Raw genomic sequence first — 15,279 nt, 5'->3', positions numbered from 1 at the left:
GCGTTTACCAGGATTAACCAGGATTACGAATGGCATCGCGCGAGCGACGCTGGCGGCGAACGTGTCGTCCAGTGGCGCTCCCGCGCGACGCCAAACGAACAGAGGTCAATACATGTCGATTCTGATTAACAAAGACACCAAGGTCATCACGCAGGGCATCACCGGCAAAACCGGTCAGTTCCACACGCGTGCTTGCCGTGAATACGCAAACGGCCGCGAAGCGTACGTTGCCGGCGTGAACCCGAAGCGTGCCGGTGAAGACTTCGAAGGCATTCCTATCTACGCGAGCGTCGCTGAAGCCAAGGCTGAAACGGGCGCGACCGTGTCGGTGATTTACGTGCCGCCGGCGGGCGCTGCTGCCGCAATCTGGGAAGCAGTCGAAGCCGACCTGGATCTCGCAATCTGTATCACGGAAGGCATTCCCGTGCGCGACATGATCGAGATCAAGGACCGCATGCGTCGCGAAAACCGCAAGACGCTGCTGCTCGGACCGAACTGCCCCGGCACGATCACGCCGGACGAGCTGAAGATCGGCATCATGCCGGGCCACATCCACCGCAAGGGCCGCATCGGCGTCGTGTCGCGTTCGGGCACGCTGACGTATGAAGCAGTTGGCCAGTTGACGGCGATCGGCCTCGGTCAGTCGTCGGCAGTCGGTATCGGCGGCGACCCGATCAACGGTCTGAAGCACATCGACGTCATGAAGATGTTCAACGACGATCCGGAAACGGACGCCGTCATCATGATCGGCGAGATCGGCGGTCCGGACGAAGCGAACGCGGCCGAGTGGATCAAGGGCAACATGAAGAAGCCGGTGGTCGGCTTCATCGCCGGTGTGACGGCGCCTCCGGGCAAGCGCATGGGCCACGCCGGCGCGCTGATCTCGGGCGGTGCCGATACGGCGGAAGCGAAGCTGGAAATCATGGACGCATGCGGCATCAAGGTCACGAAGAACCCGTCGGAAATGGCGCGTCTTCTGAAGGCCATGCTGTAAATCGAAACTGGCGCCCAGTTAGAGCGCCTTTTTTGATACGCTTACGAGATCCTTTCGTTAGCGTGCGGTTTCAAGAGCGGGGGAGTTAAACACTCCTCCGCTTTTTTATTGGCCGCGCTTCCCGTTCCCTTCTATTCTTTCGCTCATGTTCGAGTTCCTCGCCACGCTCCATTGGGGCGCAGTCATTCAGATCATCGTCATCGACATCCTACTGGGTGGCGACAACGCCGTCGTGATCGCGCTGGCCTGCCGCAACCTGCCGCCAGCCCAGCGCACGAAGGGCGTGCTGTGGGGCACGGCGGGCGCCATCCTGTTGCGTGTCGTATTGATTGCGTTCGCGGTCGCGCTGCTCGACGTGCCGTTGCTGAAGTTCGCGGGGGGGCTGTTGCTGTTGTGGATCGGCGTTCGCCTGATGGCGCCGGCGCACGACGCGCACGAGAACGTGAAGCCCGCTGACAAGCTGATCTCGGCAATCAAGACCATCATCGTCGCGGATGCCGTGATGAGTCTCGACAACGTGATCGCCATTGCGGGCGCGGCCGAGGCCGCCGACCCGCAGCATCGCCTCGCGCTCGTGATTTTCGGGTTGGTGGTGAGCATTCCGTTGATCGTGTGGGGCAGCCAGTTGGTGCTGAAGCTGCTGGACCGTTTCCCGATCGTGATCACGCTCGGCGCCGCGTTGCTCGGGTGGATTGCGGGCGGGCTCATCATCAACGATCCGGCAGGCGACCGTTGGCCGGTCCTCGATACGCCGGTAGCCGAATATGGGATGAGCATTGCCGGTGCGCTGTTCGTCGTGATCCTTGGCTACCTGATCAAGCGTCGCAACGCGAATCGCGCGGCGGCTCAACATTAGCCATTCGGCCGACTGGGTGACACGAGCGTCGCTCGCTACGATGGAAGCGCCTGTTCCCGATCCCTGGGGCAGGCGTTTTTCGTTTCAGGAGCCTGCCGATGATCGTCACTTTGCCTTATTCCCCATATTCCCAGTCCGCGCTGATCTCACAGTCGCGGCTCACGCGAGCACGCTGGTCGTCTACATTTGCGCGCGCGTGCCGGCGCCTCGGTCTCGGTTTTACGCTGATCGAACTGATGATCGTGCTTGCGATTGTCGGCGTGATTGCGGCTTACGCGATTCCCGCGTATCAGGACTATCTGGCGCGCAGCCGTGTCGGGGAGGGCTTGTCGCTTGCGGCGTCCGCGAGACTCGCCGTATCCGAAAACGCGGCGAGCGGCAACGCGTTTAGCGGCGGCTATGCGTCGCCGCCCGCGACGCGCAACGTCGAGTCCGTCCATGTCGACGACGACACGGGTCAAATCACCGTCGCCTTCACGACACGTGTGGCTCCGTCCGGCTCCAACACGATCACGCTCGTACCGTCGGTGCCCGACAACGTCGATGCACCCACCGCACGCGTCGCGCTGACAAAGGGTTCGGTGCAGGCAGGCGCCCTCGCGTGGGAATGCTTCGCTGGCGGTAAAACGGCGTCCTCTTTGCCCGCGCCGGGCGCGGGACCGAGTCCTGTCAACGCGCCTACGTTGTCGTCGAACCTTGCGCCGCCCGAGTGCCGCACGTAATGCAACGGACGGGCGCATGGCGGGCAGTTCGAGCGTAAATCGCTGATTTTCGGGATATTTCGGCTGGGCCGGCGCACAGCACAAGGATTTTTTTGTATAGTGCGCCGGTTGCTGACGCCCACCGCTTATTCGATGCCCACCCCATTCGCGCGCTACCTTTCTCTCGTTCTATTGGCTCTCGCGTTGGTGCTGCCTTATGCAGTCGTCAACCATACCTATCCGATTCCGACGTTCTACGCGGAGTTCACCGCGCTCGCGCTGTACCTGTTGGTGGGCGCGGGCGTCGTCTTCCTGATCGCGAGTTCGCGGCCGCGAATCGCCTTTGCGTCTCCCGTCGTCGCACTCGTGCCGTTGCTGTTCGGCTTGCTGCTGGTCGCCCAGTCGGTGGTGTTGCCGGTCTCCCAGCCGTCGATGAACTGGCTCGGCGGCGGCTTTCTGCTCGCCGCTTTCATGGCGACACATGCGGGCTATGGCTTCGTACGCGCGAAGCTCAATGAGACGGCGCTCCGGTGGGCCGCCTCAGCGCTGGTTGTCGGCGGTCTTTACGCGGTGTTCTGCCAGGTCATTCAGCTGTTTCATCTCGAGGCACGAGTATCGCCGCTGGTCGTCGCGTACAACGTGACCGTCGAGCGCCGGCCGTTCGGCAACATGGCGCAGGCGAATCACCTCGCCACTTATATCGCGTTCGCGATGGCGGGCGCACTGTTTCTCGTCCAGACGCGCCGGATCGCCGTCGCCATCTGGGCGTTGGTGTCGACGCTATTCGCAGTCGGACTCGCGCTGACCGTCTCGCGCGGACCGTGGCTGCAAATGGGCGTGATCGTGGTAGCCGGTTTCTGGATGGCGTTTGCGCAGACTCGCGCCGAGCCGCAATTGCGCCGCAGTCATCGTCAGTGGCTTATTCCGATCGCGCTAGGGGTGATGTTCTTTGTCGTCAACGCGCTGATCCGATGGGCCAACGTGCGTTATCACCTGGAGCTGGGGCAGTCCGCGGCCGATCGCTTCAAAGATGCCGGCCAGATTGCGCCGCGGCTCGCGCTTTGGAAATACGGCTGGACGATGTTCCGGACTCATCCGCTGATGGGCGTCGGTTGGGGCGAGTTTCCGAGTTATCAGTATCAGTTCGCGAAGACCCTCGGCGGCGTCGAGATCGCCAACAATTCACACGACATTTTTATCGACCTGCTCGCGAAGACGGGCGTGATCGGCCTCGCGATCGTGCTGTTCGGTCTCGTTACGTGGCTGGTGCGGGTGGTGCGCGCTCCGCAGAGCGCCGCGCGTGTTTTTGGCATCGCGCTGATCGGCGTGCTCGTCATGCATGCGCTCGTGGAATATCCGCAGCAGTACATGTTCTTCCTGCTGCCTGCCATGTTCGTGTTCGGCCTGCTGGAGACACGCCCGCTGCGTCTCGTGCCCGCGCGCTTGTCGTTCGGCGCATTTGCGGTGGTCGTGTTCGGTGGCATTGCTGCGCTGTATCCGGTTTATCGCGATTACGCGCGCGCCGAGGTGCTGTACTACGGCTCGCGTCCGGCCGAACAATATCGCGCCGATCCGTCGTTCCTGTTCCAGGCATGGGGCGAATACGGTATGGCCACACTGTTGCCGATGGATTCGACGGATCTGCAACACAAGCTCGCGATGCACCGCCAGGCGATGGCGCTGTTGCCCGGCGAAACCGTGCTGCGTCGTTATGCGGTGCTGCAGGCGTTGAGCGGCGATACGGCCGCAGCATTCGACACCGTTGAGCGGCTGAAAATCTTCGCGCAGGAGTTGAAGGACTGGCCGTCGCAATTGAGTTACCTGTACCAGCTCTGCGATGAGCAGAAGACGCTCGCCGGCTTCAAGGCCGAACTGGTCAAGCGTTATGGCATGCCGTCGGGCGACGTCGCGCCGGACGACGACAGCGAGGAGGATTGAGCCGCGCTGTCGTTTTAAGTTGAGTCGAAGAGGGGACGACGTGAGTGGGTGTTCAGCCCGCCACCCAATCCCCCGACTTCCCGCCATGCTTCTCCATCACCCGCACATCGGTGATCGTCATCCCGCGATCTACCGCCTTGCACATGTCGTACACCGTCAGCAGTCCAACCTGCACGGCGGTGAGTGCCTCCATCTCAACTCCGGTTCTGCCCAGCGTCTCGACCTGCGCAGTGCAATGCACGCCCGGCAGCGTGTCGTCGAGTTCGAAATCCACTTTGACGCGCGTGAGCGCAAGTGGATGACACAGCGGGATCAGGTCGGCGGTGCGCTTCGAGCCCTGGATCGCGGCAATGCGCGCGACGCCGATCACGTCGCCCTTTTTGGCGTTGCCGTCGCGGATCAAGGCGAAGGTTTCCGGCAGCATGCGGATCGAACCGCGTGCGATGGCAATGCGCTTCGTCTCCTGCTTGCCGCCGACGTCCACCATGTGCGCGTCGCCGGCAGCGTCGAAATGAGTGAGTTCAGGCATGGTTGGCTCCTTCAGAGGGCGCCTATCATAGCAGTGCAGCGCGGACGTCTGGCTTGCACGAACGAGCCGGATCCGCGCAACGGCTGATTACAATTGCGGCGTGCCCGCTTATCTTAGACCGCTTGTCCCTGAGCGGAGGGCGTCGCTTTCCGATTCCGTCATACGAACTCGCAATGCGTCCGAACCGGTTCCTTGCTGCGTTGCTGTGTGTCGCGCTTGCAGCGCCGCCCGAGGCGTTCGCACAAGCGCGGGCCGCGTCCGGCGTCGCGCCTGTCGTCACCCAGTCCGCCGAGCCGCCGCTCGTCAGCGGGCCGGTTGAGTCTTACTCCGATCCGATGGTGCCGCCTGAGATCGCGCAAGGCGTGTTCGGCGTATACGGCGGCGCGGAAAGCCGCTTTTCCGGCAATTTTGGTTTGAACCGCGGCACCGGCAATTCGACCGGTGGCGGAAGCAACGACGGCTGGCGCGCGCCGATTGCCGCGCAGCAACTACCCGACCTCGGCAGCGGCGGCTCGGGCTCGCTTACGCCGCAGGCGGAGCGGAAGCTCGGCGAACGCGTCATGCGCGACTTGCGCCGGGACCCCGACTATCTCGACGACTGGCTGGTACGCGACTATCTCAACTCAGTCGCCGCGAAGCTCGCCGCGGCGGCCAACGCGCTCTATATCGGCGGCTATCGCCCGGACTTCGATCTGTTCGCGGTGCGCGACACGCAGATCAACGCCTTCTCGCTGCCAGGCGGTTTCATCGGCGTGAACACGGGGCTGATCGTCGCCACGCAAACCGAGTCTGAACTCGCGTCCGTGCTCGGTCACGAAATGGGGCACGTCCTTCAACGCCATATCTCGCGGATGATCACTGCCGGTGAGCGCAGCACCTACGCCGCGCTCGCCAGCATGCTGTTCGGCGTTCTCGCGGGCGTGCTCGCGCACAGCGGCGACCTGGGGAGCGCCATCGCGTTCGGCGGCCAGGCTTATGCCGTCGACAACCAGTTGCGTTTCTCCCGGTCCGCCGAGCACGAAGCCGACCGCGTCGGCTTTCTCCTGCTTGCCGGCGCAGGCTACGATCCGTATTCGATGATTACGTTTTTCGGCCGGCTCGACCGCGCGGCAATGAGCGACACCGGCATACCGGCGTATGCGCGCACCCATCCGCTGACCGGCGAGCGGATCGCCGACATGGAGGACCGCGCTCGCCGCGCGCCTTACCGTCAGCCGCATCAGGCCGCCGAATACGGATTCGTGCGTGCGCGAGCGCGTCTGTTGCAGGACCGTTCCCGCAGCGAGTACGCGGACGAGATCTCGCGGATGCGCTCGGAGATCGAGGACCGCACCGCGCTGAACATTGCGGCTAACTGGTACGGCATTGCGTTCGGCCAGATGCTGCTCGAACGTTATGACGACGCGGCGGCTTCGCTGGCGTCGTCGCGCGCGGCGTTTGCCGCGGTCACACAGGCGACCAGCGACGCCGCCCGCAGTTCGCCGAGCCTCGACGTGCTGGCCGCCGACATCGCACGGCGCGCGGGCCATGACGACGAAGCCGTCCGTCTCGCCGACCTCGCGCAAAAGCGCTGGCCACAGTCGCATGCCGCTATCGACATGCACATACGCACGCTGCTGACGCTGCGGCGATTTACCGAAGCCCAGGCGCTAGCGCAGAAAGAGACGCAGGCGCAGCCCGATCAGCCCGCATGGTGGTTGTATCTCGCGCAGGCAAGCGTGGGGACTGGCGACGCGCTCACGCGGCGCCGGGCGCTCGCCGAGAAGTTTGCACTCGAAGGCGCGTGGCCGTCGGCGATCCGGCAACTGAAGGACGCGCGCGATATGAAGACTATCGGCTATTACGACCTCGCGACCGTCGACGCCAGACTGCATGAGATGGAGAAGCGCTACCAGGAAGAGCGGCTCGACGAGAAGGGCTAGGCGCGGGTTGAGCGGTTCCGCGCTACGCGAGCATGGTGAGAGGCGCGGCTGTCAATTGAATGCGCAAGCGTGAGCCGCACGAGTTGCACGGCAGATTGCCGAAGGCTTCTGCCTCAAGCGTTCGCCGCCGGACTTTGCACAAAACCGAAGCGCGACGCAACATCCGCCCGGCGCACGGGCTCCAGCGACAGCTTCACGCCGTCGTTCCAGTGAAATTCGCCGCTCAGCGAATCTTCGGCGAGCGCTGCGTGATCCGCGAAAACTTCGAGATCGTGATCGTGCAACACGGCGACTCGCGGCTGCGCGGAGGTGTCGGCGAACACAATGGCGCCTTCGTCGTCGGCCAATACCGCCGACGGCTCGAAATCGTTGCCTGCCTGATCTTTCAGCGCCAGCGTGCCGTCGGGTTCGACTATCAGGCGCACGACCCAGGGCGTGTAGCCGAGCTCCACATATACGCGCTGCGGACCGTTCTGAAAGAACCATTGCCCGCGTTCGTCACGCTCGTAATTGCGGTTGATGAAGCCGAGCAACGCCTCGTGACGGATCGGCACGCCCGACGAACCGCTCGCCTGCGCGGCGTCGTCGCGCATACGCCAGTTGCCGCGCCGGTCGAGCATCAGCCAGCCGGTGCAACTCGGTACGTTCGGCCACTTGGCCAACGCCTGCTTGACGATGTCATCCATGATCGACGTGCTGCTCCAGATAGCCGAGCACGCGCCGCGACAACCAGTCGATGCGGCCCGGAAACGGTCCGGTCATGAAGCCGGCGTGGCCACCGTGCCGCGGCTGATCCAGTTCCACCGCTGCCGACACCTCATGCCGCGACGGCAACGCCTCGGCCGGCAGGAACGGATCGTTGCGCGCGTTCAGCACGAGCGTGGGCACCTGAATGTGCGGCAGCAACGGTCGCGTGGTTGCCGCGCTCCAATAGTGATCAGTATTGCGAAAGCCGTGCAGCGGCGCTGTGACGACATTGTCGAACTCGTACATCGTGCGGCTTGCAAGCATCGCGTCGCGGTCGAAAAGACCCGGAAATTGCACGAGCTTCTGCGAAGCTTTCAGCTTGAGCGTCTTCAGGAAGTTGCGCGTATAGACGAGCCCGAAGCCCTGCGACAACGCTCGGCCGCCAGCGTGCACGTCGATCGGCGTGGAGATCGCGGCGGCGGCGGAGACGATCGACGCCGCGTCCTCACGCTGCTCGCCTAGCCAGCGCAGCAGCACGTTGCCGCCGAGCGAGACGCCCGCCGCGGCGATCGGCCCGCGATGCACAGCGCGCAGGCGCCGCAGGACCCAATCGACTTCGTTGCTATCGGCAAGATGATAAAAGCGCGGCAAGCGATTCAGCGTGCCGCTGCAACTGCGGAAATGCGGCACTACGCCGTGCCAGCCGTACTCGCGTGCGGCCGCCATCAACGTGGACGCGTAGTGCGATGCCGAACTGCCTTCAAGACCGTGGAACAGAACGAGCAGCGGTGCGTCGGCGGCCGGAATTGCGGCTGGCGTATCCGTTGCAAGCGTCGGGCGCGGCTCGCTGCCGTGCACGACCCAGTCGACGTCGATGAAATCGCCGTCTGGCGTATCCCAGCGTTCACGGCGAAACGCCACCGCCGGACGCCGGGCAAACAGCGACGGCACGATAGTCTGCACATGTTTGTTCGGCAGCCAGAGCGGTGCGCGGTAGAGCAGGTCGATGGCTGCCTCGACGGCAGCTTCGGCGCGCGTCACGCCCGAAGACGTGGATCCGTCTTGCATCGTTCCCGACGAGGACTGGCTGCGGGGCGTGCTCATGCCGGCTGTGGAGCGAGAGTGCGGCGCTGCCGACCGCGCGTCAGTGGAGCGACCCTTGGCCATGTCGCATCTTCGTAGCGAACTGGCTGGCTGCTTCGTTCGGCATAGGGCTCGCGTGAATGTGCGCGATGCGCCACTCGCCGCGTTCGTGAACCATCACGTAGGTGGTGAAGACCATTGCAGGCAAGGCTTTCGGATCGACCGGGCGATGCGCTTCCGCGATCGCGTAGACGACGGTGCCCAGGCTGTCGTACACGCGGATATCGAGCGGCTCGATCGAGACCGGCGCGGCTTCGAGCTGGATCTGCAAGCCGGCCCGAATGCTGTCGAGGCCATGCAGATGCGAGCCGTCTGCACAGATGCAGCTCACGAACTCTTCATCGATCCACAGGCCCATGAGGCTGTCGATATTGACCTCGGCCACAGCCTGGTAATAGGCGTTGAGGGTATCGGCGGCAGCTTCGAAGATATGGGCAAAACGTGGCATGGCTCGTCAGTCTCTTGTGCGCGGCGCGCGGTTGCGGGGCAGCGGTCAGCGGGACAGTCCGGCGCACCGGACAATCGCCCCGGGCGCCAGAATGCCCGCGCCGCAAGGCGTGAACATGACGCGACGCGCTCAGGGGCGTGCGGTGTTGCGTGCGAGTGCTGCGTACGAGTGTCAGCCGGGTCAGCGATGCGCGAGCAACATGCCGCGCAGATCGCCGAAAACCTGCTCGGCGCTCAACTGCTTCAGACAGTTCAGATGACCAAGCGGACACTCGCGCTGAAAACAGGGGCTGCATTCGAGATGAAGCCATTGTACCTTCGCAAGCTCCGACAAGGGCGGCGTGTGGCGCGGATCCGTTGAACCGTAGACGGCCACGAGCGGCCGGCGCAGCGCCGCGGCGACGTGCATCAACCCGGAATCGTTCGTGACGACCGCGTTGGCTCGCGCGATCAGCGCGCATGCTTCGCCGAGCGCCGTTTGTCCGCACAGATTGCGCACGTTGGGCGCTTTCTCGGCAATCGCCTGAGCAAGCGGTGCGTCTTTCGGCGAGCCGAGCGCGACGATCTGCGTGTACGGGAACGACTGTCCGACCATTTGCGCGAGCGCCGCGAAATGCTCGGGCGGCCAGCGTTTGGCCGGACCGTACTCGGCGCCGGGACAGAACACGAGCAGCGGCACGCGCGTGTCCAGGTTGAAGCGCGCCGACACGCGCGACGCTTCGTTCGGGTCGGCGTCGAGCCGCGGCATTGGCAGGTCGTCGGGGATTTTGGCGCCGGGAGCGTAGGCGAGGGCGGCGTAATGCCGGACCATCGGCGGACGCTCGTCTTTGCGCGGATTCGCGTGACGCACGTTCAGCAGGCCGAAACGGCTTTCGCCGGTATAGCCGATCCGCAAGCGGATGCCCGCCATCCACGGAATCAGCGCCGACTTGAACGAGTTCGGCAACACGTACGCCGCGTCGTAGCCGACGTCGCGCAAGTCGCTCGCGAGTTGCCAGCGGCGCAGCATCTGCAGCTTGCCGTGCGCGAGGTCGGTCGCGTAGACATCATGGATTTCCGGCATGCGTTCGAGCACGGGCGCGACCCAGGAGGGCGCGACCGCGTCGATGGCGATGCGGGGATGCAGTTTCACGAGGCGAGCAAACAGCGGCTGCGCCATCAATGCGTCACCGATCCAGTTCGGTGCGATAACCAACGCGCGACGCATCAGAGTGATTGTCCGGTGTCGAAACGAAGCGCCGCGCGCGATGCGCGTGGCGCTTCGGATAGGTAAAAGTGAAAGGAGAAGCCGTCAGCGAGGCGCCGCGATGCCGTCATAGCTGTCATGCCGCGTGGCTGCCTTGCTGCTGCCTGCGCGTCTGCTCGCGTTGCCTCGAACGCGCTGCCAATGGAGTGCAATGGAGCGCAACGGAAAGCAACGCGCCGAGACAACGCATGCGAGGCAGAGTCTCGCGACACCGCGCGTTGCAAATTCACGCGATCAGTCGGACAGGCAATGACAGGCAACTTCGCACATAACGCCGCAGACGAGCGAGTCAGAGCGCGAGCTTTAGTGGCCCTTGATGACTTCGCCATCGCGCAGCTTGTAACGGGTGCTGCAATAGGGGCAGCGCGCTTCGCCGTGCGTGACGTCGATAAAGACGCGGGGATGCGCGCTCCAGCGCGGCATGGCCGGATTCGGGCAGTACGCCGGGAGGTCTTTTGCCGTCAGTTCGACCAGCGGCATTTCCTTGATATCGCTCATGAGACTTTCTCGTTGTATGCAGGTGCGTGCGGCGCGCCGTCCCGGACCGTCCTCAAACGAAGGCGGCCCGAAGCCAGGAGCGGCGCGCGTTAGATCTTGGTCAGCCAGTGCGCGTACTTCTCGCTCTTGCCGTTGACGATATCGAAGAAGCCCGACTGCAGCTTCTCCGTGATCGGGCCGCGCGCGCCCGCGCCGATCGTGCGGTTGTCCAGTTCACGGATCGGCGTGACTTCCGCGGCGGTGCCGGTGAAGAACGCTTCGTCGCAGGTATAGACCTCGTCGCGGGTAATGCGCTTTTCAATGACCGGAATGCCCATGTCGCGGGCGAGCGTGATGACCGTGTCGCGCGTGATGCCGTCGAGGCACGACGACAGGTCCGGCGTGTACAGCTTGCCGTTGTTCACGAGGAAGAAGTTCTCGCCGGAGCCTTCCGACACGTAACCGTCGACGTCGAGCAGCAGCGCTTCGTCGTACCCGTCGGCGATGGCTTCCTGGTTGGCGAGAATCGAGTTCACGTACCAGCCCGAGGCCTTCGCGCGGACCATCGACACGTTCACATGATGCCGCGTGAACGACGAAGTCTTTACGCGGATGCCCTTGGCAATGCCGTCTTCACCGAGGTAAGCGCCCCACGGCCACGCCGCGATCGCCACGTGGATGGTATTGCCCTTGGCCGAGACGCCGAGCTTTTCCGAGCCGACCCAGATGATCGGGCGCAGGTAGCACGACTCGAGCTTGTTCTCGCGGACCACCTCGCGCTGCGCGGCGGCGAGCGTTTCGTGGTCGAACGGCACGTCCATCTGGAAAATCTTGGCCGAGTTCAGCAGACGCTTGGTGTGTTCCTGCAAACGGAAAATCGCGGTGCCGCCGTCTGCTGTTTTGTAGGCGCGCACGCCTTCGAAAACTCCCATGCCGTAATGCAGCGTGTGGGTCAGCACGTGGATCTTGGCATCGCGCCAGTCGATCAGCTTGCCATCCATCCAGATCTTGCCGTCGCGGTCGGCCATTGACATACGATTCTCCAGCAGGTGCGTGTTTATCTGAGCCCCCAGGCCCGTCGCCTCGCGTCAGGCCCCCAAAGGGGCGGGAACGCCGGTACTTGCCGACGGCTTCCGGTGGGGTGCGGCGAAGAGCGTCATTTTAGCGTCTTTTGCACACGGAACGGGCATTTGGACGCACTTCGGGCGCTATAATTCGGCACACGCATAATTCACATCCGGACGCGCCAGCGGGTGCTTGACGACCTGGCGCCCATTTCCCTCATCGCGGCCACCTGCGCCGGCGCTTTTTCGCCTCATGCTCGCTCGTCTGTCAGATATCGATCGCCGCGCCTTTCGTGAAGGCGCTCGCGACTATTCGCCAACGCTCATGGCGATCTGCTCGTGGGGTCTCGTCACGGGCATCGCAATGAGCAAGTCGGTGCTCACGCTGCCCCAGGCGCTCGCCATGTCGCTGCTGTGCTACGCCGGTTCGTCGCAGCTGGCGGTGCTACCGCTCCTCGCCGCCAAGCTGCCGGTCTGGACCGTGCTGCTCACGGCCGCCATGGTCAACATGCGTTTCGTGATCTTCAGCGTCGGCCTCGCGCCGCATTTTTCCTATCTGTCGATGTGGCGGCGCATGTCGCTTGGCTACTTCAACGGCGACGTGATCTATCTGCTGTTCGTAAAGAAGAACTTCCCGACCGGCTACGTGCCCGGCAAGGAGGCGTACTTCTGGGGCATGGCGGTGAGCAGCTGGCTGTCGTGGCAGGTCGCGTCGATCGCGGGCATCCTGCTCGCGAGCCTGATTCCCGACAACTGGGGCCTGGCGCTCGCCGGCACGCTTGCGCTGCTGCCAATCATGGTGGCGGCAATCGCGACCCGCTCCACACTGGTGGCGGTCGGCATCGCGGGCGTCGTCTCGCTTCTCGCGTTCGATCTTCCGTACCGGCTCGCGCTGCCGCTCGCGGTGATCGCGGCGATTATCGCGGGCAGTGCTGCGGATCTGATGGTCGAGCGCGCCGACTTACGGCGCATTCGCGGCGGCGCGGGAGATTCGCGGTGACATCCACGGAAATCTGGCTGGCAATTATCGGCATGACCATCGTCACCGCGGTGACACGCGCGATGTTTCTAATCGGCGGCGAGCGCACGGTTTTGCCCGCGCGCGTTCAGCGCATGCTGCGCTATGCGCCGGCCGCGGCGCTCGCGGCGGTAGTGCTGCCCGACGTACTGGCAACGCCCGAGGGCCTGTCGTTTGCGCCGTCCAACCATGAGTTCTATGCGACGCTTGCCGGCCTCGGGTGGTTTTTGTGGCGCCGCACCATGCTCGGTACGATCGTCGTCGGAATGGTGGTGTTCACGATGTTGCGGCTCTTCATGTAACTCCCGTGCGGCCGATGCTGCGCTGCGGCATGCGGCGCGCCGTCCAAATACGGGACATTCGCCTGTTCGCGGGTCAGAAGGCAGTTCGGATCAGTTAAAATGCCCCTTTCCGGGATGATCGCGCCGATGCCTGGCGCCTGCGCCGCGGCCTTGCCGCCGGCCCCCGACTTTGTGGAGCCGCCGTGCCGACGCGCTGGAGTTCACCGCGCCCAAAGCCCTGAGCGACGTCCGCCACCGCCTTCTCATCAACTCGCACACAAACGCCCATGAACAAGGTATTGCGTCTCTCCGATCTGATCGCCGAAGGCAAGCTGTCCGGCAAACGGGTGTTCATCCGCGCCGATCTGAACGTGCCGCAGGACGATCAAGGCAACATCACCGAAGACACCCGCATCCGCGCCTCCGTGCCGGCCGTCAAGGCAGCGCTCGACGCTGGCGCGGCCGTGATGGTCACGTCGCACCTAGGACGTCCGACCGAAGGTGACTTCAAGCCCGAAGATTCTCTCGCGCCGGTTGCAAAGCGTTTCGCCGAACTGCTTGGCCGCGACGTGCCACTCGTCGCGAACTGGGTGGAAAACGGCGTAAACGTCGCGCCGGGCGAGGTTGTGCTGTTGGAGAACTGCCGCGTCAACAAGGGCGAAAAGAAGGACTCCGACGAGCTCGCGCAGAAAATGGCGAAGCTCTGCGAGATCTACGTGAACGACGCGTTCGGCACCGCGCATCGCGCTGAAGCCACCACGCACGGCATCGCGAAATATGCACCGATCGCTTGCGCCGGCCCGCTGCTCGCGGCCGAACTGGAAGCGCTCGGCAAGGCGCTCGGCGCGCCGAAGCGTCCGCTGGTTGCGATCGTCGCGGGCTCGAAGGTGTCCACCAAGCTGACCATTCTGAAGTCGCTGGCCGAGAAGGTCGATCAGCTGATCGTGGGCGGCGGCATCGCCAACACGTTCATGCTGGCGGCCGGTCTGAAGATCGGCAAGTCGCTGGCGGAAGCGGATCTGGTGAACGAAGCCAAGGCGATTATCGACGCGGCGAAAGCACGCGGCGCATCGGTGCCGATCCCCACCGACGTGGTCACCGCCAAAGAGTTCTCGCCGACCGCCAAAGCCGAAATCAAGGCCGTCGCCGATGTCGAAGACGACGACCTGATCCTCGACATCGGGCCGGAAACTTCGAAGGCGCTCGCCGCGCAACTGGAAAAAGCCGGCACCATCGTGTGGAACGGCCCGGTCGGCGTGTTCGAATTCGACCAGTTCGGCAATGGCACGAAGACGTTGGCCGACGCCATCGCGAGATCGTCCGCGTTCTCGATTGCGGGCGGCGGCGATACGCTTGCCGCGATTGCCAAGTACGGCATCCACGACAAGGTGAGCTATATCTCGACGGGCGGCGGCGCCTTCCTCGAGTTCCTGGAAGGCAAGAAGCTGCCCGCCGTTGAAGTACTGGAATCGCGGGCTTAACGTGGCGACGCGCTCACCAACGTCGAAATCTGCAAAAGCGGACGGTCAGCGCGGCAAGCCGCGCGACACCGCAACAGCAGCGGCAGGGGAGCGCGCCACGCGCTCCGACGTGGCAACGGCGACAACGGCGGCCCCGGAGTCGGCGCTTGCCGACACGGTTGCCGCCGCGGTTGCAGCTGTCGGCGAAGCCGCTCACGCTGTCAGTGATCCAGAAACCTCCGGGACTTCTCCCGAGCTCGCGGAGCCGACCACTGCAGGCGACACCGCGGGATCGGCCGGCGACCAGGCTAGCGAATCGGCCGGCCCGCCGGCAGAACACCCCGATCCGCAAGTCGCGCCCGCTCCCTCGCCGGCGCCTCGCGTGCTGGTTTCGAACACTGCTTCACCCCATAAAGCGACGCTGGTTTCAACCGGCGCGCAGCCCCTGGCAGCATCTTTCGGTGCGCAGCCTCCGCATCCGACTCGCAGCGCTCTTTCCAGCGATCCCATCCAGAC

The 15,279-nt window shown here is 64.2% G+C and carries 15 protein-coding genes; 8 read left to right on the top strand and 7 right to left on the bottom strand.

Annotated features, from left to right (window positions below; all coding sequences use genetic code 11):
- The first annotated feature begins 112 nt into the window (after window positions 1-112).
- From sucD to SB753_RS14630, 4 genes are all read left to right on the top strand, one after another.
- Window positions 113-994, top strand: a complete 882-nt coding sequence (gene sucD, locus SB753_RS14645; protein ID WP_020069249.1) for a succinate--CoA ligase subunit alpha — start codon at window positions 113-115, stop codon at window positions 992-994.
- A 145-nt stretch (window positions 995-1,139) separates the two neighbouring features.
- Window positions 1,140-1,850 carry a TerC family protein gene (locus SB753_RS14640; RefSeq protein WP_087752945.1) on the top strand — a complete coding sequence of 237 codons (711 nt, stop codon included), beginning with the start codon at window positions 1,140-1,142 and terminating at the stop codon, window positions 1,848-1,850.
- Window positions 1,851-1,948: 98 nt separating this feature from the next.
- Window positions 1,949-2,572 (top strand): pilin, encoded by a 624-nt coding sequence (locus SB753_RS14635; RefSeq protein ID WP_020069247.1) that lies wholly within the window; start codon window positions 1,949-1,951, stop codon window positions 2,570-2,572.
- A gap of 132 nt (window positions 2,573-2,704) precedes the next feature.
- On the top strand, window positions 2,705-4,489 hold the full coding sequence (locus tag SB753_RS14630) for a PglL family O-oligosaccharyltransferase (RefSeq protein WP_410800494.1): 1,785 nt from the start codon (window positions 2,705-2,707) through the stop codon (window positions 4,487-4,489).
- Between the two features lie 52 nt (window positions 4,490-4,541).
- Here SB753_RS14630 and moaC read toward each other — a convergent pair whose 3' ends face one another.
- Complete coding sequence (gene moaC, locus SB753_RS14625; protein ID WP_131320079.1) at window positions 4,542-5,018, bottom strand: cyclic pyranopterin monophosphate synthase MoaC; 477 nt, start codon at window positions 5,016-5,018, stop codon at window positions 4,542-4,544.
- A 173-nt stretch (window positions 5,019-5,191) separates the two neighbouring features.
- Between moaC and SB753_RS14620 the strand changes: the two genes are divergently transcribed.
- Window positions 5,192-6,940, top strand: a complete 1,749-nt coding sequence (locus SB753_RS14620; protein WP_410800493.1) for a M48 family metalloprotease — start codon at window positions 5,192-5,194, stop codon at window positions 6,938-6,940.
- 113 nt (window positions 6,941-7,053) lie between these two features.
- Here the strand turns inward: SB753_RS14620 and SB753_RS14615 are convergent, their stop codons facing one another.
- The 6 genes from SB753_RS14615 to SB753_RS14590 all read right to left on the bottom strand — a co-directional run bounded on the left by SB753_RS14615 (window position 7,054) and on the right by SB753_RS14590 (window position 11,974).
- On the bottom strand, window positions 7,054-7,626 hold the full coding sequence (locus SB753_RS14615) for a DUF2946 family protein (RefSeq protein ID WP_087752941.1): 573 nt from the start codon (window positions 7,624-7,626) through the stop codon (window positions 7,054-7,056).
- The gene (locus SB753_RS14610; protein ID WP_410800492.1) at window positions 7,619-8,731 is read right to left on the bottom strand and encodes a YheT family hydrolase; all 1,113 of its coding nucleotides are present in this window, start codon (window positions 8,729-8,731) and stop codon (window positions 7,619-7,621) included. The genes SB753_RS14615 and SB753_RS14610 overlap by 8 nt, the downstream gene beginning before the upstream one ends.
- A 40-nt stretch (window positions 8,732-8,771) precedes the next feature.
- Window positions 8,772-9,218, bottom strand: a complete 447-nt coding sequence (locus tag SB753_RS14605; protein ID WP_020069241.1) for a nuclear transport factor 2 family protein — start codon at window positions 9,216-9,218, stop codon at window positions 8,772-8,774.
- Window positions 9,219-9,398: 180 nt separating this feature from the next.
- Window positions 9,399-10,424 carry a lipopolysaccharide heptosyltransferase II gene (gene waaF, locus SB753_RS14600; protein WP_020069240.1) on the bottom strand — a complete coding sequence of 342 codons (1,026 nt, stop codon included), beginning with the start codon at window positions 10,422-10,424 and terminating at the stop codon, window positions 9,399-9,401.
- A gap of 342 nt (window positions 10,425-10,766) precedes the next feature.
- Window positions 10,767-10,961, bottom strand: a complete 195-nt coding sequence (locus tag SB753_RS14595; protein ID WP_020069238.1) for a zinc-finger domain-containing protein — start codon at window positions 10,959-10,961, stop codon at window positions 10,767-10,769.
- A gap of 89 nt (window positions 10,962-11,050) precedes the next feature.
- Window positions 11,051-11,974, bottom strand: a complete 924-nt coding sequence (locus SB753_RS14590) for a branched-chain amino acid transaminase (protein WP_020069237.1) — start codon at window positions 11,972-11,974, stop codon at window positions 11,051-11,053.
- 283 nt (window positions 11,975-12,257) lie between these two features.
- On the opposite strand from SB753_RS14590, the gene SB753_RS14585 reads away from it, so the two are divergent.
- The 3 genes from SB753_RS14585 (at window position 12,258) to SB753_RS14575 (ending at window position 14,784) form a co-directional block, all read left to right on the top strand.
- Window positions 12,258-13,004, top strand: a complete 747-nt coding sequence (locus tag SB753_RS14585; protein WP_410800491.1) for an AzlC family ABC transporter permease — start codon at window positions 12,258-12,260, stop codon at window positions 13,002-13,004.
- Window positions 13,001-13,324: an AzlD domain-containing protein gene (locus SB753_RS14580; protein WP_027778879.1), complete on the top strand. Its 324-nt coding sequence runs from the start codon at window positions 13,001-13,003 to the stop codon at window positions 13,322-13,324. Before SB753_RS14585 ends, SB753_RS14580 begins: the two co-directional genes overlap by 4 nt.
- 266 nt (window positions 13,325-13,590) lie before the next feature.
- Window positions 13,591-14,784, top strand: a complete 1,194-nt coding sequence (locus SB753_RS14575) for a phosphoglycerate kinase (protein ID WP_410800490.1) — start codon at window positions 13,591-13,593, stop codon at window positions 14,782-14,784.
- Window positions 14,785-15,279: the final 495 nt, after the last annotated feature.

It is taken from the genome of Paraburkholderia sp. SIMBA_053 (assembly GCF_046534895.1).
GTDB classification, from domain to species: Bacteria; Pseudomonadota; Gammaproteobacteria; order Burkholderiales; family Burkholderiaceae; genus Paraburkholderia; species Paraburkholderia caledonica.
The sequence above is the reverse complement of the archived record's forward strand: the minus strand, read 5'-3'. Positions and strand labels throughout refer to the sequence as shown.